22 protein-coding genes are annotated in these 25,354 nt (G+C 71.3%); 9 read left to right on the top strand and 13 right to left on the bottom strand.

Annotation, left to right across the window (positions count from 1 at the left end):
- Positions 1 to 115: 115 nt before the first annotated feature.
- From A3IC_RS0108460 to A3IC_RS0108450, 3 genes are all read right to left on the bottom strand, one after another.
- On the bottom strand, positions 116 to 742 hold the full coding sequence (locus A3IC_RS0108460) for a TetR/AcrR family transcriptional regulator (RefSeq protein WP_020549630.1): 627 nt from the start codon (positions 740 to 742) through the stop codon (positions 116 to 118).
- On the bottom strand, positions 735 to 1,550 hold the full coding sequence (locus tag A3IC_RS0108455; protein ID WP_052173294.1) for a sugar phosphate isomerase/epimerase family protein: 816 nt from the start codon (positions 1,548 to 1,550) through the stop codon (positions 735 to 737). The genes A3IC_RS0108460 and A3IC_RS0108455 overlap by 8 nt, the downstream gene beginning before the upstream one ends.
- 170 nt (positions 1,551 to 1,720) lie before the next feature.
- Positions 1,721 to 2,647, bottom strand: coding sequence for a Ppx/GppA family phosphatase (locus A3IC_RS0108450; protein ID WP_020549628.1), 927 nt, complete (start codon positions 2,645 to 2,647; stop codon positions 1,721 to 1,723).
- A gap of 106 nt (positions 2,648 to 2,753) precedes the next feature.
- Between A3IC_RS0108450 and A3IC_RS0108445 the strand changes: the two genes are divergently transcribed.
- On the top strand, positions 2,754 to 3,497 hold the full coding sequence (locus A3IC_RS0108445; RefSeq protein ID WP_020549627.1) for a DUF3109 family protein: 744 nt from the start codon (positions 2,754 to 2,756) through the stop codon (positions 3,495 to 3,497).
- Between the two features lie 67 nt (positions 3,498 to 3,564).
- On the opposite strand, the gene A3IC_RS53205 is transcribed toward A3IC_RS0108445, so the two are convergent.
- A complete protein-coding gene (locus A3IC_RS53205; RefSeq protein WP_158695855.1) occupies positions 3,565 to 5,223 on the bottom strand; it encodes a BACON domain-containing protein in 1,659 nt (552 codons plus the stop codon).
- A 117-nt stretch (positions 5,224 to 5,340) separates the two neighbouring features.
- Complete coding sequence (locus A3IC_RS72435) at positions 5,341 to 6,828, bottom strand: BACON domain-containing protein (protein ID WP_158695854.1); 1,488 nt, start codon at positions 6,826 to 6,828, stop codon at positions 5,341 to 5,343.
- A gap of 144 nt (positions 6,829 to 6,972) precedes the next feature.
- Between A3IC_RS72435 and radA the strand changes: the two genes are divergently transcribed.
- Both radA and disA read left to right on the top strand, forming a co-directional pair.
- Complete coding sequence (radA, locus tag A3IC_RS0108430) at positions 6,973 to 8,364, top strand: DNA repair protein RadA (RefSeq protein ID WP_020549624.1); 1,392 nt, start codon at positions 6,973 to 6,975, stop codon at positions 8,362 to 8,364.
- Between the two features lie 347 nt (positions 8,365 to 8,711).
- On the top strand, positions 8,712 to 9,821 hold the full coding sequence (disA, locus tag A3IC_RS0108425) for a DNA integrity scanning diadenylate cyclase DisA (RefSeq protein WP_020549623.1): 1,110 nt from the start codon (positions 8,712 to 8,714) through the stop codon (positions 9,819 to 9,821).
- Between the two features lie 78 nt (positions 9,822 to 9,899).
- Here the strand turns inward: disA and A3IC_RS66680 are convergent, their stop codons facing one another.
- Positions 9,900 to 10,742, bottom strand: a complete 843-nt coding sequence (locus tag A3IC_RS66680) for a hypothetical protein (protein WP_020549622.1) — start codon at positions 10,740 to 10,742, stop codon at positions 9,900 to 9,902.
- A 181-nt stretch (positions 10,743 to 10,923) separates the two neighbouring features.
- Between A3IC_RS66680 and A3IC_RS0108415 the strand changes: the two genes are divergently transcribed.
- Entirely contained in the window at positions 10,924 to 11,877 is a 954-nt protein-coding gene (locus A3IC_RS0108415; RefSeq protein WP_020549621.1) for an HhH-GPD family protein, read from the top strand.
- On the opposite strand, the gene A3IC_RS53195 is transcribed toward A3IC_RS0108415, so the two are convergent.
- On the bottom strand, positions 11,801 to 13,573 hold the full coding sequence (locus A3IC_RS53195; protein WP_052173274.1) for an arabinofuranosyltransferase AftB family protein: 1,773 nt from the start codon (positions 13,571 to 13,573) through the stop codon (positions 11,801 to 11,803). The genes A3IC_RS0108415 and A3IC_RS53195 overlap by 77 nt on opposite strands.
- Before the next feature lie 470 nt (positions 13,574 to 14,043).
- Here A3IC_RS53195 and A3IC_RS0108405 point away from each other — a divergent pair, with 470 nt between their 5' ends.
- Positions 14,044 to 14,280: a hypothetical protein gene (locus A3IC_RS0108405; RefSeq protein ID WP_020549619.1), complete on the top strand. Its 237-nt coding sequence runs from the start codon at positions 14,044 to 14,046 to the stop codon at positions 14,278 to 14,280.
- Positions 14,281 to 14,311: 31 nt separating this feature from the next.
- Here the strand turns inward: A3IC_RS0108405 and A3IC_RS0108400 are convergent, their stop codons facing one another.
- On the bottom strand, positions 14,312 to 14,773 hold the full coding sequence (locus tag A3IC_RS0108400; protein WP_020549618.1) for a GNAT family N-acetyltransferase: 462 nt from the start codon (positions 14,771 to 14,773) through the stop codon (positions 14,312 to 14,314).
- 327 nt (positions 14,774 to 15,100) lie between these two features.
- On the opposite strand from A3IC_RS0108400, the gene A3IC_RS0108395 reads away from it, so the two are divergent.
- The 3 genes from A3IC_RS0108395 (at position 15,101) to A3IC_RS53190 (ending at position 17,926) form a co-directional block, all read left to right on the top strand.
- Positions 15,101 to 16,207 (top strand): DUF2382 domain-containing protein, encoded by a 1,107-nt coding sequence (locus A3IC_RS0108395; protein WP_026218016.1) that lies wholly within the window; start codon positions 15,101 to 15,103, stop codon positions 16,205 to 16,207.
- A gap of 181 nt (positions 16,208 to 16,388) precedes the next feature.
- Positions 16,389 to 17,249 (top strand): sterol desaturase family protein, encoded by an 861-nt coding sequence (locus tag A3IC_RS0108390; protein ID WP_020549616.1) that lies wholly within the window; start codon positions 16,389 to 16,391, stop codon positions 17,247 to 17,249.
- Positions 17,246 to 17,926 carry a lysoplasmalogenase gene (locus A3IC_RS53190; RefSeq protein ID WP_052173292.1) on the top strand — a complete coding sequence of 227 codons (681 nt, stop codon included), beginning with the start codon at positions 17,246 to 17,248 and terminating at the stop codon, positions 17,924 to 17,926. Before A3IC_RS0108390 ends, A3IC_RS53190 begins: the two co-directional genes overlap by 4 nt.
- A gap of 6 nt (positions 17,927 to 17,932) precedes the next feature.
- On the opposite strand, the gene A3IC_RS0108380 is transcribed toward A3IC_RS53190, so the two are convergent.
- The 4 genes from A3IC_RS0108380 to A3IC_RS0108365 all read right to left on the bottom strand — a co-directional run bounded on the left by A3IC_RS0108380 (position 17,933) and on the right by A3IC_RS0108365 (position 20,293).
- The gene (locus tag A3IC_RS0108380; protein ID WP_026218015.1) at positions 17,933 to 18,283 is read right to left on the bottom strand and encodes a tetratricopeptide repeat protein; all 351 of its coding nucleotides are present in this window, start codon (positions 18,281 to 18,283) and stop codon (positions 17,933 to 17,935) included.
- A 93-nt stretch (positions 18,284 to 18,376) separates the two neighbouring features.
- Positions 18,377 to 18,763, bottom strand: a complete 387-nt coding sequence (locus A3IC_RS53185; protein WP_425387320.1) for a zinc-binding dehydrogenase — start codon at positions 18,761 to 18,763, stop codon at positions 18,377 to 18,379.
- Positions 18,764 to 18,776: 13 nt separating this feature from the next.
- Positions 18,777 to 19,529: an SDR family NAD(P)-dependent oxidoreductase gene (locus tag A3IC_RS0108370; RefSeq protein ID WP_020549612.1), complete on the bottom strand. Its 753-nt coding sequence runs from the start codon at positions 19,527 to 19,529 to the stop codon at positions 18,777 to 18,779.
- 74 nt (positions 19,530 to 19,603) lie between these two features.
- Entirely contained in the window at positions 19,604 to 20,293 is a 690-nt protein-coding gene (locus tag A3IC_RS0108365; protein WP_020549611.1) for a TetR/AcrR family transcriptional regulator, read from the bottom strand.
- Between the two features lie 144 nt (positions 20,294 to 20,437).
- Here A3IC_RS0108365 and A3IC_RS0108360 point away from each other — a divergent pair, with 144 nt between their 5' ends.
- Positions 20,438 to 22,618 (top strand): MMPL family transporter, encoded by a 2,181-nt coding sequence (locus A3IC_RS0108360; RefSeq protein WP_040876330.1) that lies wholly within the window; start codon positions 20,438 to 20,440, stop codon positions 22,616 to 22,618.
- A 112-nt stretch (positions 22,619 to 22,730) separates the two neighbouring features.
- Here A3IC_RS0108360 and A3IC_RS0108355 read toward each other — a convergent pair whose 3' ends face one another.
- On the bottom strand, positions 22,731 to 25,253 hold the full coding sequence (locus tag A3IC_RS0108355) for an ATP-dependent Clp protease ATP-binding subunit (RefSeq protein ID WP_020549609.1): 2,523 nt from the start codon (positions 25,251 to 25,253) through the stop codon (positions 22,731 to 22,733).
- Positions 25,254 to 25,354 lie beyond the last annotated feature (101 nt).

Raw genomic sequence — 25,354 nt, 5'->3', positions numbered from 1 at the left:
ACCCTCTCAGCAATTCACCGGTGGATCCGGGGTGCTTTCGAGCTTACGTCCGCGACCGCGACCTGCGGCGCGGACGTCCACCATGCGACCCGCCGCGCGCCGGGTCGGATCGCGCTCAGCCGGTCAGATGGCGCTGCAGGATCGGCGCGAGCCGTTCGGCGAGCCGTGCCGCCGGCGTCGAGGCGATCGGTTCCAGTCGCAGCACGTAGCGGGTGAGCGCGACCCCCAGGAGTTGGCTCACGCACAGGTTCGCCCGCAGCGCACCGTCGTCGCCACCGATCCCCTCGGCCAGGCGCGCGATCAGTTCGGCGCCGACGAACTCGCGAAACGCCGGATTGCCGCCGTCCACGACCGACGTGCGCAGGATGGCCAGCAGCCGGGTGCCGGTGTCCGGATGCTCCCACAGCGTCACGAACGCCTCGGCCAGGCGCTCGCCCGCCTGCTCGACACCCCCCGCGAACACCCGGGCGACCAGCACCTCGGGTTCCAGCGGCAGGTCCATCGCCGCGATGAACACCCGGTCCTTGGGCCCGAAGTAGTGGTGCACCAGCGCCGGATCCACCCCCGCGCCCCGGGCGATCGCGCGCACCGAGGCACCGGCGTAGCCGCGCGCGGCGAACTCGGCGCGCGCCGCCTCCAGGATGCCCTCGCGCGTCGCCGAGGCGTTGCCGCGCCGGCCGGGCGGGCGGCCCGGACCCCGCCGCGCGCCGGCCGCGCCGGCCGCGGTTCGCGCTTCAGCCATAGCGCCGCTCCGCCTCGGCCTCGGCCGCCAGGTGCAACCGGGTGTACGCGAGCGCCTCGGCCAGATCCGCCTCGCGTTCGGCGCGCGAGGCGGCTCGGCGGGTGTTGACCTCCAGCACGATCGCCCCGGCGAACGAGGTGCGCGCGAGGTGTTCGAGCAGTTCCGCGCACGGTTGGGTGCCGCGTCCGGGCACCAGGTGCTCGTCCTTGAGCGAGCCGCTGCCGTCGGCCAGGTGCACGTGCCCCAACCGGTCGCCCATCCGGGCCAGCATGTCCAGCGCGTCCGAGCGTGAGGTCGCGGTGTGCGACAGGTCGAGCGTGAAGTGCCGGTAGTCCTCGTCGGAGGGATCCCAGTCCGGCGCGTACGCGGCGACCTCCTTGTCCCGGTAGCGCAGCGGGAACATGTTCTCCACCGCGAACAGCACGTCGGTCTCGCCCGCCATGCGGTCGATGCCGCGCACGAAGTCGCGGGCGTAGCTGCGCTGCCACCGAAACGGCGGGTGCACCACGACGGTCTTCGCACCGAGTCGCTCGGCCGCGTCCCGCGCGCGCACCAGCTTGGTCCACGGGTCCGTCCCCCACACCCGCTGCGTGATCAACAGGCAGGGCGCGTGCACGGACACGATCGGCACACCGTGGTGGTCGGACAACCGGCGCAGCGCCTCGACGTCCTGACTCACCGGATCGGTCGAGACCATGACCTCGATCCCGTCGTAGCCGAGCCGGGCCGCGATCTCGAAACCGTCGGCGGTGGACTCGGGGTAGACGGAGGCGGTGGACAGGGCGATCTTCGCGTCGGGCACGCGCAAAACCGCGTCCGGCACCCGCGCCTCGGACGTGTCGGCCCCCGTACCGTGGAGTATGTCGTGGTCGGCCACGTCGCCCAGAGTAGAACCATCGGCCGCCGACCCGGTGGTATCCCACACGTGGGTGTGGGCGATCCGGGCGGCGACCACGGCATCCGGGTGAACGGCCGGCCTCAGTCCATCCAGTCCAGGCGCCGCAGGATGATCCCCTCGCGCAGCGCCCACGGACACACTTCCAGCGCCGCCACGTTGAACAGGTCCAACGCCGCGTCGGCGACTATCGCACCCGCGACCAGTTGCGGAGCCCGGCCCACGGACACCCCCGGCAGGGCGGCCCGCTCGCTGGAGGTCATCGCCGCGAGCCGGGGCAGCCAGTCGGCGAGACCGGCCCGGCTGAGCGAGCGCTTGACGTACGGGCCCTCGCCCGAGGCCGGCGCGCCGGCGATCCGGGCCAGCTGCTTGAACGTCTTGGACGTGGCCACCACGTGGTCGGGCCGACCGAGCCGGGTGAACTCGGCGACCGTTCGGGCGATCTCCGCGCGTACATGCTTGCGCAGCACCCGCATCTCGTCCGGGGATGGCGGGTCGGTGTGCAGCCAGGCCCGGGTGAGCCGGCCCGCGCCCAGCGGCAGCGAGGCCGCCGCGTCCGGCTCCTCGTCCACGCCCGCCGCGATTTCCAGCGAGCCGCCGCCGATGTCGAGCACGAGCAGCCGCCCGGAGGACCAGCCGAACCAGCGGCGCACCGCCAGGAAGGTCAGCCGGGCCTCGTCGGCACCGGTCAGCACCTGCAGGTCCACGCCGGTCTCGCGCCGCACCCGATCGAGCACCGCCTCGGAGTTGGCCGCCTCGCGTACCGCGGACGTGGCGAACGGCAGCAGGTCCTCGACGCCCTTGTCCTCGGCGATCTCCAGGGCGGCGGCCATCGTCCGGACCAGCAGATCGACCCCGTGTGGGGCGATGCTCCCGTCCGGCTCCAGGAGTTCCGCCAGGCGCAACTCGCGCTTGTGCGAGTACGCGGGAAGGGGTCGAGCACCCTGATGGGCGTCGACCACGAGCAGGTGGACCGTATTGGAGCCCACGTCGAGAACACCGAGTCGCATGGTCACGAAGGTAATCCGTCGCCCCACACGCGCGAGCGGGGGCGTTCCCTCGGTTGCCACACCTTTGCCCGACCGACCATCCGGACCGGGGCCCTACGCTTGTCGTGTGCCTGAGGTAGACCTGGATTTTCCGCGCGCTTGGTTCGAATTCCCCGACCCCGAGGACGCCGATCAACTCTTTCGTTGCGACCTGACCTGGCTGACCTCGCGTTGGCAGTGCATCTTCGGCGCCGGTTGTCACGGCGTCGTGGCCGGCCGCGCGCCCGACGGGTGCTGCTCGCTGGGCGCGCACTGGTCGGACGAGGACGACGAGACGCGGGTGCTGACGTGGGCGGAACGGCTGACGCCGCAGACCTGGCAGTTCCACGACCTGGCCATGGAGCAGGGCGTCAGCGAGTTCGAGGACGGCGACAAGCGCACGCGGCTGGTCGACGGGGCGTGCGTGTTCCTGAACCGGCCCGGGTTCGCCGGCGGCACCGGCTGTTCGCTGCACGCCCTCGCGCTGCGTGAGGGCGTGCACCCGCTGGAGACCAAGCCGGACGTGTGCTGGCAGCTGCCGGTGCGCCGGACCTACGACTGGATCGACCGGCCGGACGAGACCCGCGTGCTGATGGTGACGATCGGCGAGTACGACCGCCGGGGCTGGGGCCCGGGCGGCCACGACCTGCACTGGTGGTGCACCGGAAGCACCGAGGCACACGGCGCCGGCGAGCCGGTGTACGAGTCGTACGGCCCGGAGCTGCGCGAGCTGATGGGCGAGGCGGCCTACGCGGTACTGGTCGCGGCGTGTGAGGCCAGGCTCGCGGGTGGCCGACCGATCGCACCGCATCCGGCGGATCCGGTCGACTGAGTCCCACCGGGACGGGCTCGGCCGGTCGGCCCGACTCCGGGCGAACTCGGCCCGGAACGGACCCGGCTCAGCCCGTCGGCTCGGGACTGCGCGGCGGCGTTGTTCGCGCGGGCCGTGTGCCGGCCGGGGGGCGCGACGGCGTCGGCTCGCCGGTGCGGCCCTCGATGGTGATCACCGTGCCGCCCGGATCCACCACCACCGCGGCCGTCCACGATCCCCGCGGGGCCCGCTTGGGATCCACCGACACGGTGACGGTGTCCTGCTGCCCCGGGGCGAGCGTGCCCTGCGCGGGGCTCGGTCGCAGCCAGGCCGCCGCCGTCCGGGCCTGCCAGTCGACCGGGACCGAGCCGGTGTTGCGCAGCGTGACGAGCGTGTGGTCACCGGTGTGGGTGGCGGTCACCAACAGCGGCAGCGGGGCGGTCGAACCGGGCGGTGGAAGCGCGGCGACACCGGGCGCGACGACCTCGGATGCGATCGAGGCGACCATCGCCGTGGACGGCCCCGGGGCCAAGCCCTGCCCGTGCGGCGAACTCGGGACGGTCGGGCTCCCCGTCGTGGCCGGCGACCGCGCCGGTTCGATCGGAGCCGGCGCCGCGGCCGGGTCGCCCGGGTCCTCCACCCGCGCGGAGGCGATGGTGACGGCCTTGGCGGTCGACTCGCCGGCCGAGCCGCCGGACGCCTGCCACAGGGCGAGCGCGGGCGCGGCGACCACCGCGGCCACCACGACCGCCGCGATCACCGTGGCCCGGCGGCGATTGCCGCGCTCGACCACGCCTGCCCGAAAGACCGGGAAGCCGGCCCGGTCGAACTCGGCGACCCGCCGGGCGATCTCCGGCGGCCGCTGGGCCGAGCGCCCCTTGCCGACCTCGCCCAGCACCTCGATCCGCAGCGCCGCCGGCGGGGCGATCAGCGCGAGCCCGACCGGCGCCGCGGCCGCGCCCGTGGTCGGCGCCAGGCGGGCCGCGGCGCGGCGCACCTGCGGGCCACACCGCCGACACGTCTCGACGTGCGCGATCAGGCGCTCGCGGAGCGCGGAGGTGAGCCGCCCGGTGGCCAGCTCCTGGCCCTCGGGGCACCCGTGCGACGCCTCGGCGCCCGCCATCGCCGCCCGGGTCCGGTCCACCTCGCGGCCGGCCGCCAGGAGCAGGCTGCGGGCGTGCTGTTCGTCGCAACCGAGCACGGCGGCCAGGCCGCGCGGGTCGAGCCCGTGCCGCACGGACAGTTCGAGCGCCTCGCGTTGCTCCGGCACCAGGCCCACCGCGTCCGGCCAGGCCAGTTCGTCCAGGTCGGCGCGCCGGGCGGGGGATCGGCCCGCCTCGGTGCCGGGGAACGGATCGGCGACCTGGTCGACGTCCGCGGCCAGCAGCGGCAGGCTGCGCTCGTGCGCCCACACCACCCGCACGTCCTCGGGCCGCGCGGGCCCGGTGCCCACCCGCACGTGCGCGTCCAGCCGGACCAGGCACTCGTACCGGGCGAGCGCGTACAACCACGGTTTGAGTAGGTCCAGGTCGGGAAGCCGGCCGATGTGACGATCGGCCAGCACGAAGGTGCTGCGCAGCGACTCCGCCGCCGCCTGGTGATCCCGAAGCACCGAGAGGCAGTAGGTGTAGAGCCCTTCGGCATAGGCGTCGTAGGCGGCGCGTCCCCACGAAAGCACCGCGGCGGGGGAAGCGAAGCGAGGAGCACCTCCGAGGGAGGTCGTCGGGCCGGTCACCGAATCCGTCACGCTCGTGAACGTAGGTGTCCGAGAGCCGCCGACTCAGGTGATTTGCACTTTCATACGCCTTTCGAGGTCGACAATCATACTTTCGAGTGAATATCCGTCACCTTTGGCCGCATTCCTTCATCGAACATCCACGCGACGACTCGCGCCGTGGACCACGAGCGAAACACCCGTCGGCTGCGCCGAAAGAGTGACCGCCCACGCGGCGGTCGGTGCGCTGTCCGCATTTGCCGAGATCGTGATCGAGATCGACTGGCCATTGGCCAACGTTCCGGAATTCGGACTCACCGTGAGCCAATCGTTTTCCGACACGGCCACGGACCACGTGACCGGGCCACCGGTCGCGGTGAGCCGGACGGTCTGCGCGGCACCGCCCGCGTCGAGGTCCACCGATGTGCGCGACCACGCGAGGGTGCCCCGCGGCGCCGGATTGCCCTGCGTCGTCTCCATCGACCGCGGCCGGTTCGCCGGCAGCCCGGCCGCCGACGCGGGGCCGGCCGCCGGGGGCTTGGCGCTCCTGCTGCTGCGGGCGGTGGGCTTCGCACTACCGGCGCGCGTACTCGGCACCGCGGTCGGCGCGCTCGACCCGGTCGGCCTCGACGGCGCGACACTCGGCGCGTGCGTGGGCACCTCGGGCGGATGAATGATCACCGGCTGATCCGGAGCCTGGGCCGAACCCCGCGCGACCGGCGAGCCCGCGTCCCCGTCGCCCGGTCGCACCAGCACGGCCAGGCCGAGCACCAGCGCCACGGCCACCGCACCCCCCACCACGACCGGAACCCGCGAGCGGGGCCGGCCCATCCCCTTCGGGAAACCGCTCCGATCCACCGGCCCACCGGCGCCGCTCGTCCCGGCCGCGAACAGCTCGGTCCGGATCGAGTACGGCGCCGCGGGCGGGACCGCGGCGGCCAACACCGCCCGCGCGTCCACCTCCCCCGGCCGCAGCGCCACGCAGTCCGGGCACGAGTCGACGTGCAGGTACAGGGGTTGGCGCAGCGACGCCTCCACCGCCGCGCCCGCGTCCGGCAGCAGCAGCGCGAGTTCGGGGCAGTCCCGCCGCGCGTGCGTGGCCACCGCGTACACCGCGAGCGCGTGCTCGAACTGTTCCCCGGCGCGGCTCAGTGCCCGTTCCACCCGCCGCTCGGACAGCGCCAGCACATCGGCCAGTTCCCGATCGCGCAGGCGATGCCGCACGGACAGGTCCAGCACGATCCGCTCGACCTCGTCCACCGCCCACAACGCGTACCGGACCAGGGGCACCAGCCGCTGCCGATCGGGCACGGACCACACCGCTCCGCCCGCGGCCAACACCTGCTCGACCACCCCGGGCCCACGCCGGTCGACCGCCTCCCGGGCGCACTCGACGCGCGCCAGGCCGTACAGCAGCGCCCGGGCCCGGCTCGGCTCGCGCAGCGCGCGGATCCGCTCGGGCGCCGCCGCCAGCGTCGCGCGCACCGCCCGCGCCGCGACCCCCGGCTCGTACCCCAGCGCCACGCAGAACCCGAACAGGGCGTCACCGTGGGCGTCGTACAAAGCGACGGCGTCGGGCGCCGCGCCCGTCACGTCCGCCGTACCGGATCCCTGCCCCGCAACGTCCCCACCCGCCATGCCGCCCCACGGTAGGGAGAACGCCCCATGGTCACCATCGCTTTGCCGGCTCGGTGACAGGATCAAGACATTCCGACCATGATCGATCGGCGGCCGACCGGCCGCCGGTGATCGATGTCGGCGCGGGCCGTTAACGTTCCTGGCATGGCCAGGACCACCACGAAGGATCGCCCGTCGTACCGCTGCACCGAATGCGGCTGGACCGGGCCGAAATGGCTGGGTCGCTGCAACGAGTGCCACGCATGGGGCACGGTCGAGGAGTTCGGCGCGCCCAAGGCCCGCTCGATCGTCGCCGGACCGGTCACCACCGCCGCGCTGCCGATCGGCCGGATCGACGTCCAGGCGGCCAAGTTCCGCTCGACCGGCGTCGAGGAGCTGGACCGCGTGCTCGGCGGCGGCCTGGTCCCGGGCGCGGTCGTGCTGCTCGCGGGCGAGCCCGGCGTCGGCAAGTCCACCCTGCTGCTGGACGTGGCCAGCAAATCCGCCTCGCCGGCCGCGCGCACGCTCTACATCACCGGTGAGGAGTCCGCCGCCCAGGTCCGGCTGCGCGCGGGTCGGATCGACGCCCTGAACGAGGAGCTCTACCTCGCCGCCGAGACCGACCTCGCCGCGCTGATCAGCCACGTGGACGCGGTCAAACCCGCGCTGCTCGTGGTCGACTCGGTGCAGACCATCGCCTCGCCCGCGATCGACGGCGCCCCCGGCGGCGTGTCGCAGATCCGCGAGGTCACCGGCGCGCTGATCCGCATCGCCAAGGAACGCAACATCGCCACCGTCCTGGTCGGCCACGTCACCAAGGACGGCTCGATCGCCGGCCCGCGCCTGCTGGAGCACCTGGTCGACGTCGTGCTGCACTTCGAGGGCGACCGACACGCCCGGCTGCGCCTGGTCCGCGCGATCAAGAACCGCTACGGCACGGCGGACGAGGTCGGCTGCTTCGAGCTGCACGACGAGGGCATCACCGGCCTGACCGACCCCAGCGGCCTGTTTCTGACCCAGCGCCAGGAACCGGTCTCCGGCACGTGCGTCACGGTGACCCTGGAGGGCAAGCGCCCGCTCGTGGTCGAGGTGCAGGCGTTGGTGGCGCCGTCCCAGATCCCCACCCCGCGCCGGGCCACCTCGGGGCTCGACTCGGCCCGGATGGGCATGGTGCTCGCAGTCCTGGAGCGGCGCGGCGGGGTGCGCCTGGAGAAGACCGAGATCCACACCGCCACCGTCGGCGGGGTGAAGCTCACCGAGCCGGCCGCCGACCTGGCCGCGGCCCTGGCGCTCGCGGGCGCCGCCGCCGACCACCCGCTGCCGTCCAAGCTGGTCGCGATCGGCGAGGTCGGCCTCGCCGGCGAGATTCGCCGGACCACCGGCGTGCAGCGCCGACTGGCCGAGGCGTTCCGGCTCGGCTTCACGCACGCGCTGGTGCCGCCCGATCCGGGCAAGATCCCCAAGGGCATGAAGGTGATCGAGGTGGCCGACATCCGTGAGGCACTGCGCGCGTTCAACCTGGTCTCGCACCGCGAGCGCAAGGCCGACCGCGAGTGAGCGGGCCCGCCGCGGGCCCGCCCGGAGCGGACCTCGACGGGACGCCGGCCGGACCGCGCGATGCCGGCCGGCAACTTTCAGGTGCCCCGAGGAGTGACCAAGCGTCGCCTCGGAGATACTCGACAAGCGGAACGGCATGCGCGACCTGTGCCGAAACACGGCTTCGGGCCGGATAAGGCGACCGGTCGGCGGCCGGGAGGCACTAGACTTTTCCACCGATCTTCCGACGTAGCGGCCGACCTGTGTCGACCGCAGGTCCTGAGGCGCTCCCGGCCGTGCATACCGGAGCAAATGCCCGGGTGACGGCCGATGGCCGGCCGAGGATGGCAACGACCACGGGGAGTTCTGTGGCTACGAATGACCGGACCGACAAGGGCACGAGTGCCGACGCGGCCCTCGTGAGGGCCGCGCTGCAATCCGTGGCCCCGGGCACCGCCCTGCGCGACGGCCTGGAGCGCATTCTCCGGGGCAACACGGGCGGCCTGATCGTGCTTGGCTTCGACAAGGCGGTGGAGGCGCTTTCCACGGGCGGCTTCGTGCTCGACGTCGAGTTCTCCGCGACCCGGCTGCGCGAGCTGTGCAAGCTCGACGGCGGCGTCGTGGTCGACCGCGAGTGCACGAAGATCGTCCGAGCGGGCGTCCAGCTCGTCCCGGACCCGTCGATTCCGACGGAGGAGACCGGCACCCGGCACCGCACCGCCGAGCGGGTCAACAAGCAGACCGGCTACCCGGTGGTCTCGGTGAGCCAGTCCATGCGCCTGATCGCGCTCTACGTCAACGGCAAGCGACACGTGCTGGAGGACTCGGCGGCGATCCTGTCCCGAGCCAACCAGGCGTTGGCCACCCTGGAGCGGTACAAGCTCCGGCTCGACGAGGTGTCGGGCACGCTGTCCGCGCTGGAAATCGAGGACCTGGTCACCGTGCGGGACGTGTGCGCGGTGTCCCAGCGACTGGAGATGGTGCGCCTGATCGCCCGTGAGATCGACGGCTACGTCACCGAGTTGGGCGTCGACGGCCGACTGCTCTCGTTGCAGCTCGAAGAGCTGATCGCGGGCGTCGAGGACGACCGCAAGCTGGTCGCCCGCGACTACGTGCCCGAGCGGGCGATCAAGCGCGGCCGGACCGAGGCCGACGTGCTCGCCGAGCTCGACGGTCTCGCGCACGCGGATCTGCTCGATCTGCAGACGGTGGCCCGCGCACTCGGCTTCACGTCGGGCCACGAGGTGCTCGACTCCGCGGTCAGCCCGCGCGGCTACCGACTGCTCGCCAAGGTCCCCCGACTCCCACCCGTGGTGATCGAGCGGCTCGTGGAGCACTTCGGCGGCCTGCAGAAGCTGCTCGCGGCCAGCGTCGACGACCTCCAGGCCGTGGACGGCGTCGGCGAGGCCCGGGCACGCAGCGTGCGCGAGGGCCTGTCCCGACTCGCCGAGTCCTCGATCCTGGAGCGCTACGTGTAACCGCGGTCGTACGGACACGAGAAGGGGCCCCGGCGCGTGCGCCGGGGCCCCTTCTCGTGCTCGATGCGGATCGTCCCGCTACTTGCCCACCGTCGCGGTGAACACGAACTCGCCGGACGGCTCCAGGCCTGCCAGCGTGCCCTTGGCGCGGTAGGCCGCCTTGTCCGCGGGAGCGGCCTTGGTCTGCCCGCCGTTGATGGCGCACTGCCCGGCGTTGGAACGGGTCCAGGCCCAGTCCCGGGTGATCGACACGGCCTGGGCGTCGCCCTGCTGCAACTGGCGCAGATCGGTGGCCGCACCGGCCGCGCAGTCGGCCGAACTCCACAGCCGGTCGTTGCCGGAGAGCACCTCGATGTAGGCGCGGCTCGGCGCGAGGTCGACGTAGCAGGTCGGCCCGGTCCGGTTGGTGACGATCACCTTGAGCGCCACGTTCTGCGAGGCGTTGTACGCGCTCTTGCCGGACTCCACCGGCTGGATCTGCACCCGGATCATGCTCGGCGTGCACCAGATGCCACCGTTCGGCGCGGCCTTGCCGCCCCCGGGCGTCGTACCGCCGCTGCCGGCCGTACCCGCGGACTGCCCGGAGCTCTGGCCCGGTTGCCCGCCGGGCTGGCCGGCCGTGCCCGCCGACGCGCCGGAGGTGCCCGCGCCGGGCGTGCCGGTACCGCCGCCCGGGATCGGCGGGTTTGCGCCGTTGGTCGGGTTGGCCCCCGGTGTGATGGCGCTCGGATCGGGCGAGGCCGATCCGGACGCGATCGGCTTCTTGTCCGAGGCGTTCTTCTTGTCGTCGGAGTCCCCACCGGCAGTGCATGCCCAGGCCACCAGCGCGATCAACAGCGCGAGGGCGAGCAGCACGACGACCCGCCGTCGCCAATACACGGTTGACGGCAGGTGACCCACGGGACGGCGCATCGAGTCCACGCGCAAACTCTAGGGGAGATCGTTACGCCGTCCGGTGTAGCCACACCGTCGAAAGCGTTGGAATTTCCTGCCGTGTCGCGACCGAAGAAGCCCTGGTCGCAGGCTTATTCCGGCATTTACGGGCAGAAGCCACCGTCACTCGCCCGAGTGACCTCCCGTAACGTGCGAGGATCGGGGAGAGATGTCACACGCACTGCACGAGCCGATCCTGGACTGGTATTCGGCCAATCAACGCGATTTGCCCTGGCGGACCCCCGACGCATCCGCGTGGGCGGTCGTGGTCAGCGAGTTCATGCTGCAACAGACTCCCGTGGCGCGGGTGTTGCCGGTCTACGAAGCCTGGCTGACCCGCTGGCCCACGCCGGCCGCGCTGGCCGCCGACGAGCCGGGCGAGGCGGTGCGGATGTGGGGTCGGCTCGGCTACCCGCGCCGCGCGCTGCGGCTGCACGGCGCAGCCGTCGCGATGGTCGAGCGCCACGACGGCGAAGTCCCGTCCGCACACTCGGATCTGCTGGCGCTGCCGGGCGTCGGCGAGTACACCGCCGCGGCCATCGCCTCGTTCGCCTTCCGGCAGCGGCACATCGTGCTGGACACCAACGTGCGCCGGGTGATCGGCCGGGCGATCGACGGCGTCGAGTACCCGCCGCAGGCCACCACGCCGGCCGAGCGGCGCACCGCGACCACGCTGTTGCCCGCCGCCGCGGAACGCGCCGCGACCTGGGCGGTGGCGATCATGGAACTCGGCGCGCTGGTGTGCACCGCGAAGTCGGCCAAGTGCGTGGGCTGCCCGATCGCCGCGCTGTGCGCGTGGCGGCTGGCGGGCAAGCCCGCGTACGAGGGGCCGCCCCGGCGCGGCCAGACCTACGCGGGAACCGACCGCCAGGTCCGCGGTCGCTTGCTCGCGGTGCTGCGGGAAAGCGCCGGACCGGTTTCCCAGGCCGCGTTGGACGCGGTGTGGGACGAGCCCGTCCAACGCGCACGGGCGCTGGACGGGCTGGTCGCGGACGGTCTGGTCGAGCCGTTGGCGGCGGGCGTGTACCGACTGCCCGCCGGCTCGCTCAGCGGCAGTACTTCTTCTCCGCGTCGATCGGATTCGTCGGAATCCGCATCGAGTTCCGCTTCGGCGACCCGATGAGGTTCTTCCAGAATCGCGATACCGACATGGGCTCACGGGTCGCTTCCTGAAGTTCGCGAATACCGCCGCAGTTCAAAGCCCGCCGGGCCGCCTCGACCTTGGCCGGATCGACGTTGCGCATGTCCAGTCGGGTACCCGGCTGGGTGAAGTCGGCCAGAATCCATTCGATGTAGGTCAGCTTGTCGTGCCCGGACCGGGTCCGGTAGTCGAGGTCCAGGTGCGCGCCGAGCGGATTGGCCAGACCGAAGATGTCGATCGCCAGCCCCGAGGTGGGCACCAGGACCGCGGGCTGCCCGAGCGCGCCGTAGACCACCGAGTCGGTGACCGGGACGTGGTACTTGAGCGGCGCGGAGCGGAAGTCGAAGTTCAACATCCAGAACTTGTCGGGCTCGTGGTAGTAGGTCAGGTAGACGAACTGCGCGCCGGGCGTGGCGGTGTCCGTCCTCCACTCCGTGCCGACGCCTTCGAGCCGCTTCACGAACGCGTCCCGGTATGCCTTCGAGGTGACCGGGTTCCGCTCGCCGGTCCAGGTCACGTACCACGCGCGGGTGTCCTCGATGTTCTGCGGACCGAAGCCCTGGTACGGCACGCGCATCGAGGCCGCGCAGACCACCGACCACACGGCCAACCCCGCGGCGGTGCTCGCGTACAACCGCTGCAGCGGCAGCACCAGGACCGGCAGCAGGAACGCGAACGTGCCGGGCAGCAGCAGCCGGGCGTGCATGAAGTCGCCGCCGACCACGATCACGTAGCCGAGCAGCACCGTGCCCACGACCAGCGCGGTCGCGGTCAGCACCCGGATCCGGTAGCGCTCGAAGTCGCCGACCGAGCGGCCCACGGTGACCAACAGACCCACCGCCACCACGGTGAGCAGCAGCGGCGCCCAGATGTTGTACGGGCTCGCGTAGTCCTCGAAGTAGGTCCAGCCGCGACCGACGTCGGTCTTGGTGCCCTCCTTGGCTATCGCCGTGTTGGGCAACAGAACGCCGTAGTAGCCCATCCGGAAGATCTGGTAGAGCACCGGGAGCAGGCCGCCGCACAGCGCGAGCACGGCCAACCGCTTGCGGGTCGGCCGCAGCAGCAGCCAGGCGGCCACCGCGAACACGATCGTGCCCAGCGCCAGGTCGGGCCGCACCAGCACGCCCATGCCGAGCGCGAACGAGGTCCACGCCTGGCGCGCGAAGGAGCTGTCCCGGTCCAGCCGGGCCAGCAGCGACCAACTCGTGCCCAGCCAGACGAAGATCAGCCCCATCTCCAGGCCGGACGTGGCGAAGTCCCAGAACGGCGGCAGCGCGGCGATCACCAGCGCCCCGGCGGGCAGCGGCCACCCGCCACCCGGGAGGTCGCGATACAGCCGCCTGGTGCCCGTCGTGGCGATCGCCAGGCCGGCCACCGCGCACACCAGTGAGCCGTACACCGCGACGGCGACCAGGTCGATCCCGGTCACCCCGCCGACCAGCGCGAGCAGCCACGGCCACAGCGTGGACGTCGCCGCCTCGGCGCGCTCGCCCACGTTGAAGTTGGGCCCGTTGCCGTCCAGGATCTGCTGCGAGACGCGGACGAAGATCAGGCCGTCGTCGCCGATCCAGCGTCGTTGGAAGGCCGCCAGTCCGAGGAGCAACGCCGGGACCAGCACGACGGCCAGGGCCCATCCGCTGCGCGCGTCCGGCCGATACCACGGCCTTTTTTGCGACATTTCCGGATCGGTATTCCCCATGACCTCGGTCGCATTATTTTCGACCAAGGCGCTTTCTACGCCCATCGCCTTGCTCCCGAGCTGTTGTCGTCCCGCACACCGATCGGCGCAATAATATCATCGTGGAAATGGCCGTCCGAATTGCCCCTGCCGGCACTCGACAATTCGATCGAAAACTGTATCCACGATCCGAGCTGCGCGTGTCATTTCGGAGATTATTTCTTTCCAACGTAGCGAAACAATCGGGCAAAGGGATTGCAATACGCACCCCGGCCGACCCGATCCCGATGCGCCGCGGCCCGGGCCGACGGCGCATCGGCCCGGCGCACTCCGGCGCACCCGACCCGAAAACCTTCGTGTCCCGAATCCCCGCGCCGAGCGCACGGCGCGCGAATACTGGGTGTACACGCGCCCACTACGGAACGCGATACGGCTCGGTCGCGGGCGCACACCGATCGAAGGGGGACGCGGTGACGGAGGAAGCCGGACACGACGAGTCCACGGCGGGCGACGCGATCCGATGCACGGGTTGCCAGGGCACCGGCCTGGACACCTCCGGCCGGGTGTATCGCAGCCGGCATCGCGAGGTGTCCACGATCTGGGCCGGCACCCGCTGCCCGCACTGCCGAGGCACCGGCTGGCTGCACAACGGCCCGGCCGACCCACCGGAGGGCTCCCTCGGCGGCCCCTGGCGCACAGGCGGGTAGCGGCCCGCTCCAGGCCCGTCCCAGGCCCGCCCTAGGGGGTAGTCGACGAGACGGGCCGCAGGTATCGGCGGAAGCCCTGAGCCCGGCTCTCGAAACCGCAGGCGCGGTAGAACTCGTGTGCCTCGGCGCTGTCCGCGGCCAGGAGTTGCAGCTTGTAGCACCCCGCGTCGGCGGCAAGCGTGCCGGCGGCGGCCAACAGTCGGCGGCCGGTGCCCTGCCTGCGGCGCGTCGCCGCCACCACGACGTTCTCCACGAACATGATCGGGCGCCCGCCTCGGGTGAGGTTGGGCAACACCGCGCAGTCGGCGGTGCCGACGACGTCCCCGTCCAAGTCCGCGACCAGCACCGTGCGACCACGCTGCGTGGCGATGTCCGCCCAGATCAGGTAGGCGTCCTCGACCGGCAGCGGCACGTCGTCGGGGTGGAACTCGGCGTACAGCGCGAGCAGCCCGGGCAGATCCCGAGCCGTCGCCGGGCGGATGGTCATGGTCATGCCGAAAGCCTACAAATTGTGATGGGCCTATCCCGGGGCGCGCGCCGCCGAAGCCGTCCCGAGCAGCACGGACAGTCGACTCGGTATCCGGTCGAACGCGGTTGGTCACTCACCCGTTCGGGTGAATCCCACTCGGTCCGCCACCGGCCGGCACCGGTTGTATTCCCGCAGATGACAGCGCCGCGACGGGCACCCGGTCGACACCGCCCCGGCCGCCTCCGGTTGTCCCTTCGGCCGATTCGCCGTCTGCTGGTGAACGGAGCTCCCACACGACGACCGCCATGTCGCGACACCTTGCCGCGACGCCGGGAACAGGAGCGTTGGCTCGTGAAGACGAATGTCACCCCGCAGGAACTGATCGGCCGCAAGGTCGTCGATTCCGAAGGCAGCAAGATCGGGACCATCGGCCAGGTGTACCTGGACGACCGCACCGGCGAGCCGGAATGGGTCACCGTCAAGACCGGCATGTTCGGCGGACGAGAGAGCTTCGTGCCGCTGGGCCCTGCCGACATGCAGGGCGACGACCTGCGTGTGCCCTTCGACAAGGAACTCGTCAAGGAGGCGCCGAGCCTGGGCACCGACGAGCACCTCTCGCCGGAGGAGGAGGCCCGCCTCTACCGCCACTACAGCGTCACGCCGTCCAGCGGCATGACCCGCACCGAGCCCTCGCAGGGAACCGGCACCGACGCAGCCGGTACGGCGGCGGCCGGAGCCGCCGGCACCGCCGGCGCGGCCGACACCCACCGACGGGCGGACATGTCCAAGTCGCAGCTCGCGGGTTCGGACAACGGCTTCGAGGAGCTGACCGGCAAGCACGATCCCTCGGTGCGCACCAACGACCCGCCGTCGGCCCGCGCCGACACGCCGTCCTCGACCACGACGGCCGCCGGGCTCGGCGGCACCGCGACCGGTCGGCACGGCCGGGAGGGGATGGAGGCGGACACCAAGGCCGGGATGCGGTCCTCGACCACGACCCGCGCGGCCGGGGCCGAGATGGGCACCGCCAAGGCCGGTACCGACGACGCGATGACCCGCTCCGAGGAGCGGCTGGACGTGCACGTCGAGATGGTCGAGGCCGGGCGCGTGAGGCTGCGCAAGGTGATCGAGACCGAGCGCGTGGACAAGGTCGTGCCGGTGATGCACGAGGAGTGGGAGATCATCCGCGAGCCGATCGACAGCTCCAACCGCCGTGCCGCGCTCGAGGGCCCGGACATGCGCGAGAGCACGCGCGAGCTCGTGCTGCACGCCGAACGGGTCGTCGTCCGCAAGGACGTCGTCCCGGTGGAGCGCATCCGGCTGGTCGCCAAGAAGGTGCAGGGCGAGCAGCGGGTGACCGAGGAGGTCCGGCGCGAACGCATCGAACTGCACGACGGGGACAAGATGCAGGTCCTCGACGGCAAGGGCGAGCGTCCGGACAAGAACATGAACAAGTAGGCCCCGCCCCGCTCGGTCTCCCGCGAAGCCCCCGATCGCCCCCGGCTCGTCTGCGACGGCGGCCGGGGGCTTCGGCGATGACCGGGGCGTCGGTGGTGTCCGGGAGTATCGGGCACCACCGGGAAAAACAGCGGGAAATCACCTCTTCCGCCCGGCGTTACTCGCCAGTAGGGTCCGAGACATGGACCTCACGGTGCTCGCCATTCCGGCCTTCACCCTCCTCTTGGTCGTCGAGTGGGTGTCGTATCGATTCGCCCCCGACGACGACGAGCGCGGGTACGCGGTGAAGGACACCGCGACGAGCCTGACCATGGGCCTGGGCAGCATCGCGGCGGGGCTCGGCTGGGGGTTGTTGACCGTGCTCGCCTGGGACGGGCTGCACGAGTCGACCCCGCTGCGGCTGGAGCACACGTGGTGGGCGTGGGTGCTGGTGATCGTCGGCGTGGACTTCTTCTACTACTGGGAGCATCGCGCCGGGCACGAGATCCGGCTGTTGTGGGCCAGCCATGTCGTGCACCACTCCAGCCGGCACTACAACCTCTCCACCGCGCTGCGACAGACCTGGACCGGGGCACACCACATCGTGTTCATCGGGCCGATGTTGCTGCTCGGCTTCCCGCTGACGATGGTGGTCACATCCTTCTCGATCAACCTGCTGTACCAGTTCTGGATCCACACCGAGCGGATCGACAAGCTCTGGAAGCCGATCGAGTACGTCTTCAACACGCCTTCGCACCACCGCGTGCACCACGGTTCGAACCGGCAGTACCTGGACCGCAACTACGGCGGCATCCTGATCCTGTGGGACCGGCTGTTCCGCAGCTTCGAGCCCGAGGGCGAGCCGGTGAACTACGGGCTCACCAAGAACATCGAGACGTACAACCCGCTGCGGGTGGCCTTCCACGAGTACGCGGCCATCGCGCGTGACGTCCGGGCCGCGGGCACCTGGCGGGTGCGCTTCGGCCGGGTGCTGCGCGGACCCGGTTGGCAGCCCGCGACCGCAACGACCGAGCCGCCCGCCGTCGCCCGGGCCGGCGCGTGAGGGCACGCGCGCTGCTCGTCGCGTACCTGACCCTGGGCGCCACCGACACGGTGCTGGCCGCGGCCGGCGTCGACGGACCCCGCTGGGTGAGCAAGACGCTGCTGATGCCGGTGCTGATCGCCTTCGTGTGGGCGGCCGCACGACCCGGTGCGGGGCGCGACCCGTGGCTGCCGATCGGCGCCCTGGTGGGTGGGTTCGTCGGCGATGTCGGGCTGCTCGTGGACCGCGAAGCGACCTTCATGATCGGGATGGCCGGATTCGCGGTCGGGCACGTCTGCTATCTCCTGGCCTTCGGGCGCATGGGCGCCGCGCTCTCGGCGGGCCGGGCCGTCGGGTACCTGCTCGCGTGGGGCGCGACGATGGCGCTGGTGTGGCGCGGCCTGGACGAGTTGCTGGTGCCGGTCCTGGGCTACAGCCTGCTGCTCACCGCGATGGCGGCGTACGCGGCGGGTGCGGGCCGGCGTACCGGTCTCGGCGGTGCGTTGTTCCTGCTCTCGGACGCGGTGATCGCGCTGGGCATCGCCGACGTGGACCTGGTGCCGGGGCAGGACGCGGTGGTGATGCCCACGTACGTGGCCGCCCAGTTGCTCCTCGTGCTCACCTGGGCGACGTGGCCGTTCGCTCGTCGGAACGCCGACGAGGCGGCGGACCGTCGGTCCGCCGCCTCGTCGGGCTGAGTCGGCTCAGTCGGCGTACTTCGCCGCTGCCGCCGTGTACTCCGGCTCCGGGTTCATCGCCGCGGCGAGCCGCAGGTACGGCGCGGCCTCCGTGCCGCGGCCGGCCCGCTCCAGGGTCCGGCCGAGCGCGTGCGTGGCCCACGCGTCACACGGGTCCAGCTCGACCACCCGGCGCAGCGTCGCCTCGGCCCGGCGGAGTTGGAGCGAGAGGAAGTAGGCCCGGCCGGCCAGTTGCTGCACGGCCACGTTGTCGCGCTCGTCCTCCAGCACCGGCTCCAGGACGCGCAGCGCGCCCAACGGGTCGCGTCGCTCGACCAGTTCCTCGGCAACTCGGTAGTTCTCCAGGGTCAGCGTCACGGTGGCTCCTTTCGCGATGCTCGTGACGGCTTCGGACACCAGGCAGAACCGAATACCCCGGCGAGGTATTCCGTCCGGCCGATCGCGCTTCGATCAGGCGCCCGGGACGAGCACCGCGCGGCCGTTGATCCGGCCGTGGTGCTGTCGGTCGTACACATCCGGCGCCTGCTCGAGCGGGAACTTCTCCACATACGCGCTCACCGCGCCGTGCCGGGCCGGCTCGATGAGTTCGATCAGTTCGGCGCGGGTGCCCCGGTAGGGCGTGCCGACCGAGCACTCGTACGGGAGCAGGCCGAAGCCGACCGGGAGGATGCCGCCGCCGATGCCGACGATGGTCAGGTCGCTCTCCACGGCCGCGCACCTGGCGGCCGGGTCGACGGTGGGCCGCACGCCCGCGAAGTCGAGCACGAGCTGCGCGCCGAGGCCGTCGGTGGCCTCGCGGACGATGTCGGCGGCCTTGTCGTCGGACCTGATCGCCAGATGCGCGCCCGAGCTACGGCGCGGTGTAGCCGCCGTCCACCAGGTGGTAGCTGCCGGTGACGAACGCGGCTCGATCCGAGAGCAGGAAGACGACCGGTTCGACCACCTCGTCGACCGTGCCGAGCCGGCCCATCGGGTGCAGTCGGGCCAGCGCGGCGTGCGCCTCGGCGTCGGATTCCTTGAGCAACGGGGTCTCGATGAAGCCCGGGCCGACCGCGTTGATCCGAATCCCGCGCTGCGCGTATTCGATCGCGGCGGTCTTGGTCAGGCCCAGCACGCCGTGTTTGGCGGCCACGTAGCCGACCGCGTTCGGGAAGCCGACCGAGGACAGGATCGACGCCATGTTGACGATCGCACCGCCACCGCACTCCAGCATCGCCGGGATCTGGTGACGCATCCCGTAGAAGACGCCGCCGAGGTTGATGTCGATCACCCTGCGCCAGCCGTCCGTCGGGTACTCGCCGGTGTGCGCGTGCGGGCCGGTGATGCCCGCGTTGTTCACCGCGAGGTGCAGCCCGCCGAACACCTCCACCGCCGCACGCACGAGCGCCGCGCACGACTCCGGCTCGGCCACGTCCACCCGCATGCCCCGAGCGATGCCGCCGGCCTCGGCGATCTCGGCGGCGACGCGAGCGGCGCCGACGTCGTCGAGGTCGGCGACCACGACGTTCGCGCCGTCGGCGGCGAGTCGGCGGGCGATCGCGGCACCGATGCCCGAGGCGGCACCGGTGACGATGGCGGTCCTGGTTGCGAAGTCGGCGCTCATGCCTTCGATCCTGGGAGCGGGCGACCGCCCGCGCCCGTCGGACGAGACCTAATGGGGGACGGCCGCAACCGGCCTCACAGGCCGTTCAGCGCCACGTCGATGCCGCGCCGGACGATGTCCGCCTTGATCTCGTCCGGGAGATGGGCCAGTTCGGTGTCCAGCAGCAGCACGCTCAGGCCGTGCACGGCGGACCACATCACCACGTCCGAGTACTTGCGGCGCTCGGCCGGGAGCCGGCCGAGCACGACCAGTTCGTCCAACGCCTGGGACATCAGCGTGTAGGACTCCTCCGACTCGTCCGGCGTGCCGGGCAGATGCCCCTCGCCGTCACCCGCGGCGGCAGCCGCCTGCCGACGACCGATCATCGGGTCGCCCTCGGTGACTCCGTGGAAGATGGTCCGGAACAGGCCGGGCTCGGCGAACGCGAAGCGCACGTAGCCCAGCCCCGCGGCGCGCAGCCGACGCAGCGCCTCGTCCCCCGGATCGGGACACGGCTCGCCCGCGGCCAACTCGGCCCGCATCGTCGCCGCGAGCATCGCCAGGCCACGATCCTTGACCGCCACAACCAACTCGTGATGGTTGGCGAAGTGCCGGTAGGCGGCGGTGGAGGACACGCCGCTCGCGCGCGCCGTTTCGCGCAACACGATCGCCTGCGGGCCTCCCGCCCGGGCCCGTTCCACCGCCGCCTCGGTCAGCGCGTTGCGCAGGTCGCCGTGGTGGTATCCGCGACGACCCGAGGTGCCGGCGGCTTGCTCGCTTGCCATGGTTCTCCGTTCGATCCAACCCCATGTTGACACTGCGCACATTCGATGCCAAGTTATCAATGACAACATTGTTATCGGCGTCAACATGACGTTCTGCCCTTGGCACCCTCCGTCTCCCACGGACCGCATGGAAGGTCGATGATCATGCTCGAACGACTGGGGGATCTCGTATTCCGCCGGGCACGCGCCGTGCTCGTGGTCGGCGCGTTGTTGTTGCTCGTCTCGGCCGGGTTGGGCTTCGGCGCCTTCGGCAAGCTCCAGTCGGGCGGATTCGACGCGCCGAACTCGGCCTCGACCCGGGCCCAGGACGAGATCAAGCACACCTTCGGCGGCCGGCCCAACCTGGTGGTCGAGATCCGGGCCAAGGACGGCTCGAGCGTCGACGCACCGGCCGTCGCGGAGGCCGGCCGCCGACTCACCGCGTCCCTCGCGGCCGTGCCGGGCTTCGACCAGGTGGCCTCCTACTGGACCACCAACGCACCCGGGCTCAAGGCCGACGGGGGCCGCGGCGCGCTGCTCGTCGCCCATTCGGTCGAGGACGACATCAGCGAATTGCCCAAGGCCGCCCAGCTGCCGCCGGACAGCCCGCTCCGGGTCCGAATCGGCGGCGACGCCTCGATCGGACCGGCCGTCAACGGCCAGGTCGGCAAGAGCCTGGCGATCGCCGAGTCGATCGCGATACCGCTGACGCTGCTGCTGCTCGTGCTCGCCTTCGGCAGTCTGATCGCGGCCCTGGTCCCGCTCGTGATCGGCTTCATCGCGATCATGGGCACCTTCGCCGAATTGTTCGTCCTCGGCAGTCTGACCGACGTGTCGATCTTCTCGATCAACCTCACCACGGCCCTGGGCCTGGGCCTGGCGATCGACTACGCGCTGCTGATCGTGGCCCGACACCGCGAGCTGCTGCGCGCGGGGCACGACCTGCACGACGCGGTCGTGGGCACGCTGCGCACGGCCGGGCGGACCATCCTGTTCTCCGCCGCGACGGTGGCCGCCGCGCTCGCCGTGCTGCTGGTCTTCCCGCAGTACTTCCTGCGCTCGTTCGCGTACGCGGGCATCGGCGTGGTGATCGTCTCCGCGCTCGCCGCGCTGATCATCGCGCCGGCCCTGCTCACCGTGCTCGGACCGCGCGTGGAGTCGATGCGGATCAAGGGCATCCGAGGTGTCCAGGGCACGGAGGCGCCGGTGTGGTCGCGGCTCGCCGGCTTCGTCACCCGTCGGCCCGCGCTCACCGCGCTGCCGGTGCTGGCGGTGCTGCTGCTGGCCGCGTCGCCGCTGCTCGGGGTCGAGTTCGGCACGCCCGACGAACGGGTCCTGCCGACCAGCACCGAGGCCCGTGGGGTCGGCGACACGCTGCGCGCGGACTACAGCCTCGACGACACCCGCACGCTGGACGTGGTGCTGCTCGGCACCGGCGCCCAGGCCCCGGTGGACACCTACGCGGCCCGGCTCGCCGCGCTGCCGGGAGTGACCCGGGTGGACAGCGCGGGCCCGGAGCGGGTCCGACCCGACGCGCGCCTGCTGTCGGTGATCACCACGCTGCCGGCCAAGTCGGACGCCGCGCAGGACCTGGTCCGCGACGTCCGGGCGATCCCCGCACCGGACCGCACCGAGGCCCTGGTCGGCGGCACGGACGCGCGCCTGGTCGACACCAAGTCCTCGATCGGCGACCGGCTGCCGCTCGCCTTCGGGCTGATCGTGCTCAGCACGTTCGTGCTGCTGTTCCTGTTCACCGGAAGCATCCTGCAACCGCTGCGCGCGTTGCTCCTGAACGGGATCAGCATCATGGCGGCGGTCGGCATCACCGTGTGGGTCTTCCAGGACGGGCATCTCTCCGGCCTGCTCGGCTTCACCCCGCTGCCCATGGACACCTCGATGACGGTGCTGCTGTTCTGCATCGCGTTCGCGCTGTCGATGGACTACGAGGTGTTCGTGACCAGCCGGATCAAGGAGTTGCACGACGCCGGTGCGTCCGACGAGGACGCGGTCCGGCAGGGTCTGGGTCGCACCGGACGGATCGTCACCACCGCCGCGGCGCTGCTCGCGGTGACCTTCGTGGCGTTCTTGACCAGCAGCGTGAGCTTCCTCCAGCTGTTCGGCTTCGGTGCGGCGCTGGCGATCCTCCTGGACGCGACCCTGGTCCGCGGCATCCTGGTGCCGGCCGCGATGCGCGTGCTCGGCAGGCACGCGTGGTACGCCCCGCGGATGCTGCGCCGTGTGCACGACCGGGTGGGCCTGCGCGAGTCGGCGGAGTCGGCCGTGCCGGCGGCCCGGTCGGATGCCGCGCGCGGGGCCGGCGAGCCCGTACGCAATGGCGTGCGCTGACCCGGCACGGCGACCGGCGCGCTCGGTTGGCACGACGAAGGGGCCGCCCCCGGAAAGTACTTTCCGGGGGCGGCCCCTTCGTCGTGCCGCGCGCGGTCTCCCGCGCGCCCGACTACTCCTTGGTCAGGTTCGGGCCCGAGCCGGTCGCCTCGATGGGCGGTGCGTCCGGCAGCGGGGCCTTCTCCATGCCCTCGAAGGTGAAGTTCTCGTCCTTGCCCTCACCCTCGGTGTCGACCACGATGATCGACCCGGAGCGCAGCTCGCCGTAGAGGATCTTCTCGGAGAGGTTGTCCTCGATCTGGCGCTGGATCGTCCGCCGGAGCGGACGGGCACCCAGCAGCGGGTCGTAGCCCCGCTTGGCGAGCAGTGCCTTGGCGGCGGGACGGAGCTCGATGCCCATGTCCCGGTCGCGCAGCCGCTCGTCCACCTTGGCGATCATCAGGTCGACGATCTGGATGATGTCTTCCTCGGAAAGCTGGTGGAAGACGATCGTGTCGTCGACACGGTTGAGGAACTCGGGACGGAAGTGCTGCTTCAGCTCTTCGTTGACCTTCGCCTTCATCCGGTCGTAACCGGTCTTGACGTCGGACGATCCGGAGAAACCGAGGCCGAAGCCCTTCGAGATGTCCCGTGTGCCGAGGTTGGTCGTCATGATGATGACGGTGTTCTTGAAGTCCACCACCCGACCCTGGGAATCGGTCAGTCGACCGTCCTCCAGAATCTGCAGCAGCGAGTTGAAGATGTCCGGGTGGGCCTTCTCGACCTCGTCGAACAGCACCACCGAGAAAGGCTTGCGACGGACCTTCTCGGTGAGCTGGCCGCCCTCTTCGTAACCCACATATCCGGGCGGCGAACCGAACAGCCGGGAGACCGTGTGCTTCTCGGAGAACTCGCTCATGTCCAGCTGGATGAGCGCGTCCTCGTCGCCGAAGAGGAACTCGGCCAGCGTCTTGGACAGCTCGGTCTTACCGACGCCGGACGGGCCGGCGAAGATGAACGAACCACCGGGACGCTTGGGGTCCTTGAGCCCGGCGCGGGTGCGCCGGATGGCCTGGGAGAGCGCCTTGATGGCGTCCTTCTGGCCGATGACCCGCTTGTGCAGCTCGTCCTCCATGCGCAGAAGACGGGCCGACTCCTCCTCGGTCAGCTTGAAGACCGGGATGCCGGTGGCGGTCGAGAGAACCTCTGCGATCAGTTCCTCGTCGACCTCGGCCACGACATCCATGTCGCCGGCCTTCCACTCCTTCTCCCGCTTCGCCTTGTCGGCGAGCAGCTTCTTCTCGCTGTCGCGCAGGGACGCGGCCTTCTCGAAGTCCTGCGCGTCGATCGCGGACTCCTTGTCCCGACGCACGTTGGCGATCTTCTCGTCGAACTCGCGCAGGTCCGGCGGCGCGGTCATGCGCCGGATGCGCATCCGCGAGCCGGCCTCGTCGATGAGGTCGATCGCCTTGTCCGGCAGGAACCGGTCGGAGATGTACCGGTCCGCGAGCGTCGCCGCGGCCACCAGGGCCTGGTCGGTGATCGACACGCGGTGGTGCGCCTCGTAGCGGTCGCGCAGGCCCTTGAGGATCTCGATCGTGTGCGGCAGGGACGGTTCCGCGACCTGGATCGGCTGGAACCGGCGCTCCAGCGCCGCGTCCTTCTCCAGGTGCTTGCGGTACTCGTCGAGCGTGGTCGCACCGATCGTCTGCAGCTCGCCTCGCGCCAGCATCGGCTTGAGGATGCTCGCCGCGTCGATCGCGCCCTCGGCGGCACCCGCACCGACGAGCGTGTGCAGCTCGTCGATGAACAGGATGATGTCGCCGCGGGTGCGGATCTCCTTGAGCACCTTCTTCAGCCGCTCCTCGAAGTCACCGCGGTAGCGGGAGCCCGCCACCAGCGCGCCGAGGTCCAGCGTGTAGAGCTGCTTGTCCTTGAGCGTCTCGGGCACCTCGCCCTTGACGATCGCCTGGGCCAAGCCCTCGACGACGGCGGTCTTGCCGACGCCGGGCTCGCCGATCAGAACGGGGTTGTTCTTGGTGCGGCGGGACAGCACCTGCATGACCCGCTCGATTTCCTTCTCGCGCCCGATGACCGGGTCGAGCTTGCCCTCGCGCGCCGCCTGGGTCAGGTTGCGCCCGAACTGGTCGAGCACGAGGGACGTCGAAGGTGTCCCCTCCTGGCCGCTACCGCCCGGCGCGGCGGATTCCTTGCCGGTGGAGTAGCCGGAGAGCAGCTGGATGACCTGCTGGCGGACCCGGTTGAGGTCGGCGCCGAGCTTCACGAGGACCTGGGCTGCGACACCCTCGCCCTCGCGGATCAGACCCAGCAGGATGTGCTCCGTGCCGATGTAGTTGTGGCCGAGCTGGAGCGCCTCGCGAAGCGACAGCTCGAGGACCTTCTTCGCACGGGGCGTGAAGGGGATGTGACCGGACGGGGCCTGCTGACCCTGACCGATGATCTCCTCAACCTGCTGACGCACTGCCTCAAGCGAGATGCCGAGGCTCTCCAGGGCCTTCGCAGCGACGCCCTCACCCTCGTGGATGAGGCCGAGGAGGATGTGCTCAGTACCGATGTAGTTGTGGTTGAGCATCCGGGCCTCCTCCTGAGCCAGGACGACAACCCGCCGCGCGCGGTCGGTGAACCTCTCGAACATCGTTATCGCTCCTCAGAGCGGTCGTGCAGATCGGGGACGGTCCCCTCCCTGTCCTTCCGCATGCTAGTCCTGCACGCAGGACCGCTCGATTCGTCCGTGAA

It is taken from the genome of Embleya scabrispora DSM 41855 (genome assembly GCF_000372745.1).
GTDB classification, from domain to species: Bacteria; Actinomycetota; Actinomycetes; order Streptomycetales; family Streptomycetaceae; genus Embleya; species Embleya scabrispora.
The sequence above is the reverse complement of the archived record's forward strand: the minus strand, read 5'-3'. Positions and strand labels throughout refer to the sequence as shown.

Coding starts and splice junctions, on each gene's coding strand:
- A3IC_RS0108460 (WP_020549630.1), bottom strand. CDS start 742: ATGGCTGAAGCGCGAACCGCGGCCGGCGCGGCCGGCGCGCGGCGGGGT.
- A3IC_RS0108450 (WP_020549628.1), bottom strand. CDS start 2,647: ATGCGACTCGGTGTTCTCGACGTGGGCTCCAATACGGTCCACCTGCTC.
- A3IC_RS72435 (WP_158695854.1), bottom strand. CDS start 6,828: ATGGCGGGTGGGGACGTTGCGGGGCAGGGATCCGGTACGGCGGACGTG.
- radA (WP_020549624.1), top strand. CDS start 6,973: ATGGCCAGGACCACCACGAAGGATCGCCCGTCGTACCGCTGCACCGAA.
- A3IC_RS0108415 (WP_020549621.1), top strand. CDS start 10,924: ATGTCACACGCACTGCACGAGCCGATCCTGGACTGGTATTCGGCCAAT.
- A3IC_RS53195 (WP_052173274.1), bottom strand. CDS start 13,573: ATGTCGCAAAAAAGGCCGTGGTATCGGCCGGACGCGCGCAGCGGATGG.
- A3IC_RS0108400 (WP_020549618.1), bottom strand. CDS start 14,773: ATGACCATGACCATCCGCCCGGCGACGGCTCGGGATCTGCCCGGGCTG.
- A3IC_RS0108390 (WP_020549616.1), top strand. CDS start 16,389: ATGGACCTCACGGTGCTCGCCATTCCGGCCTTCACCCTCCTCTTGGTC.
- A3IC_RS0108370 (WP_020549612.1), bottom strand. CDS start 19,529: ATGAGCGCCGACTTCGCAACCAGGACCGCCATCGTCACCGGTGCCGCC.
- A3IC_RS0108365 (WP_020549611.1), bottom strand. CDS start 20,293: ATGGCAAGCGAGCAAGCCGCCGGCACCTCGGGTCGTCGCGGATACCAC.
- A3IC_RS0108360 (WP_040876330.1), top strand. CDS start 20,438: ATGCTCGAACGACTGGGGGATCTCGTATTCCGCCGGGCACGCGCCGTG.
- A3IC_RS0108355 (WP_020549609.1), bottom strand. CDS start 25,253: ATGTTCGAGAGGTTCACCGACCGCGCGCGGCGGGTTGTCGTCCTGGCT.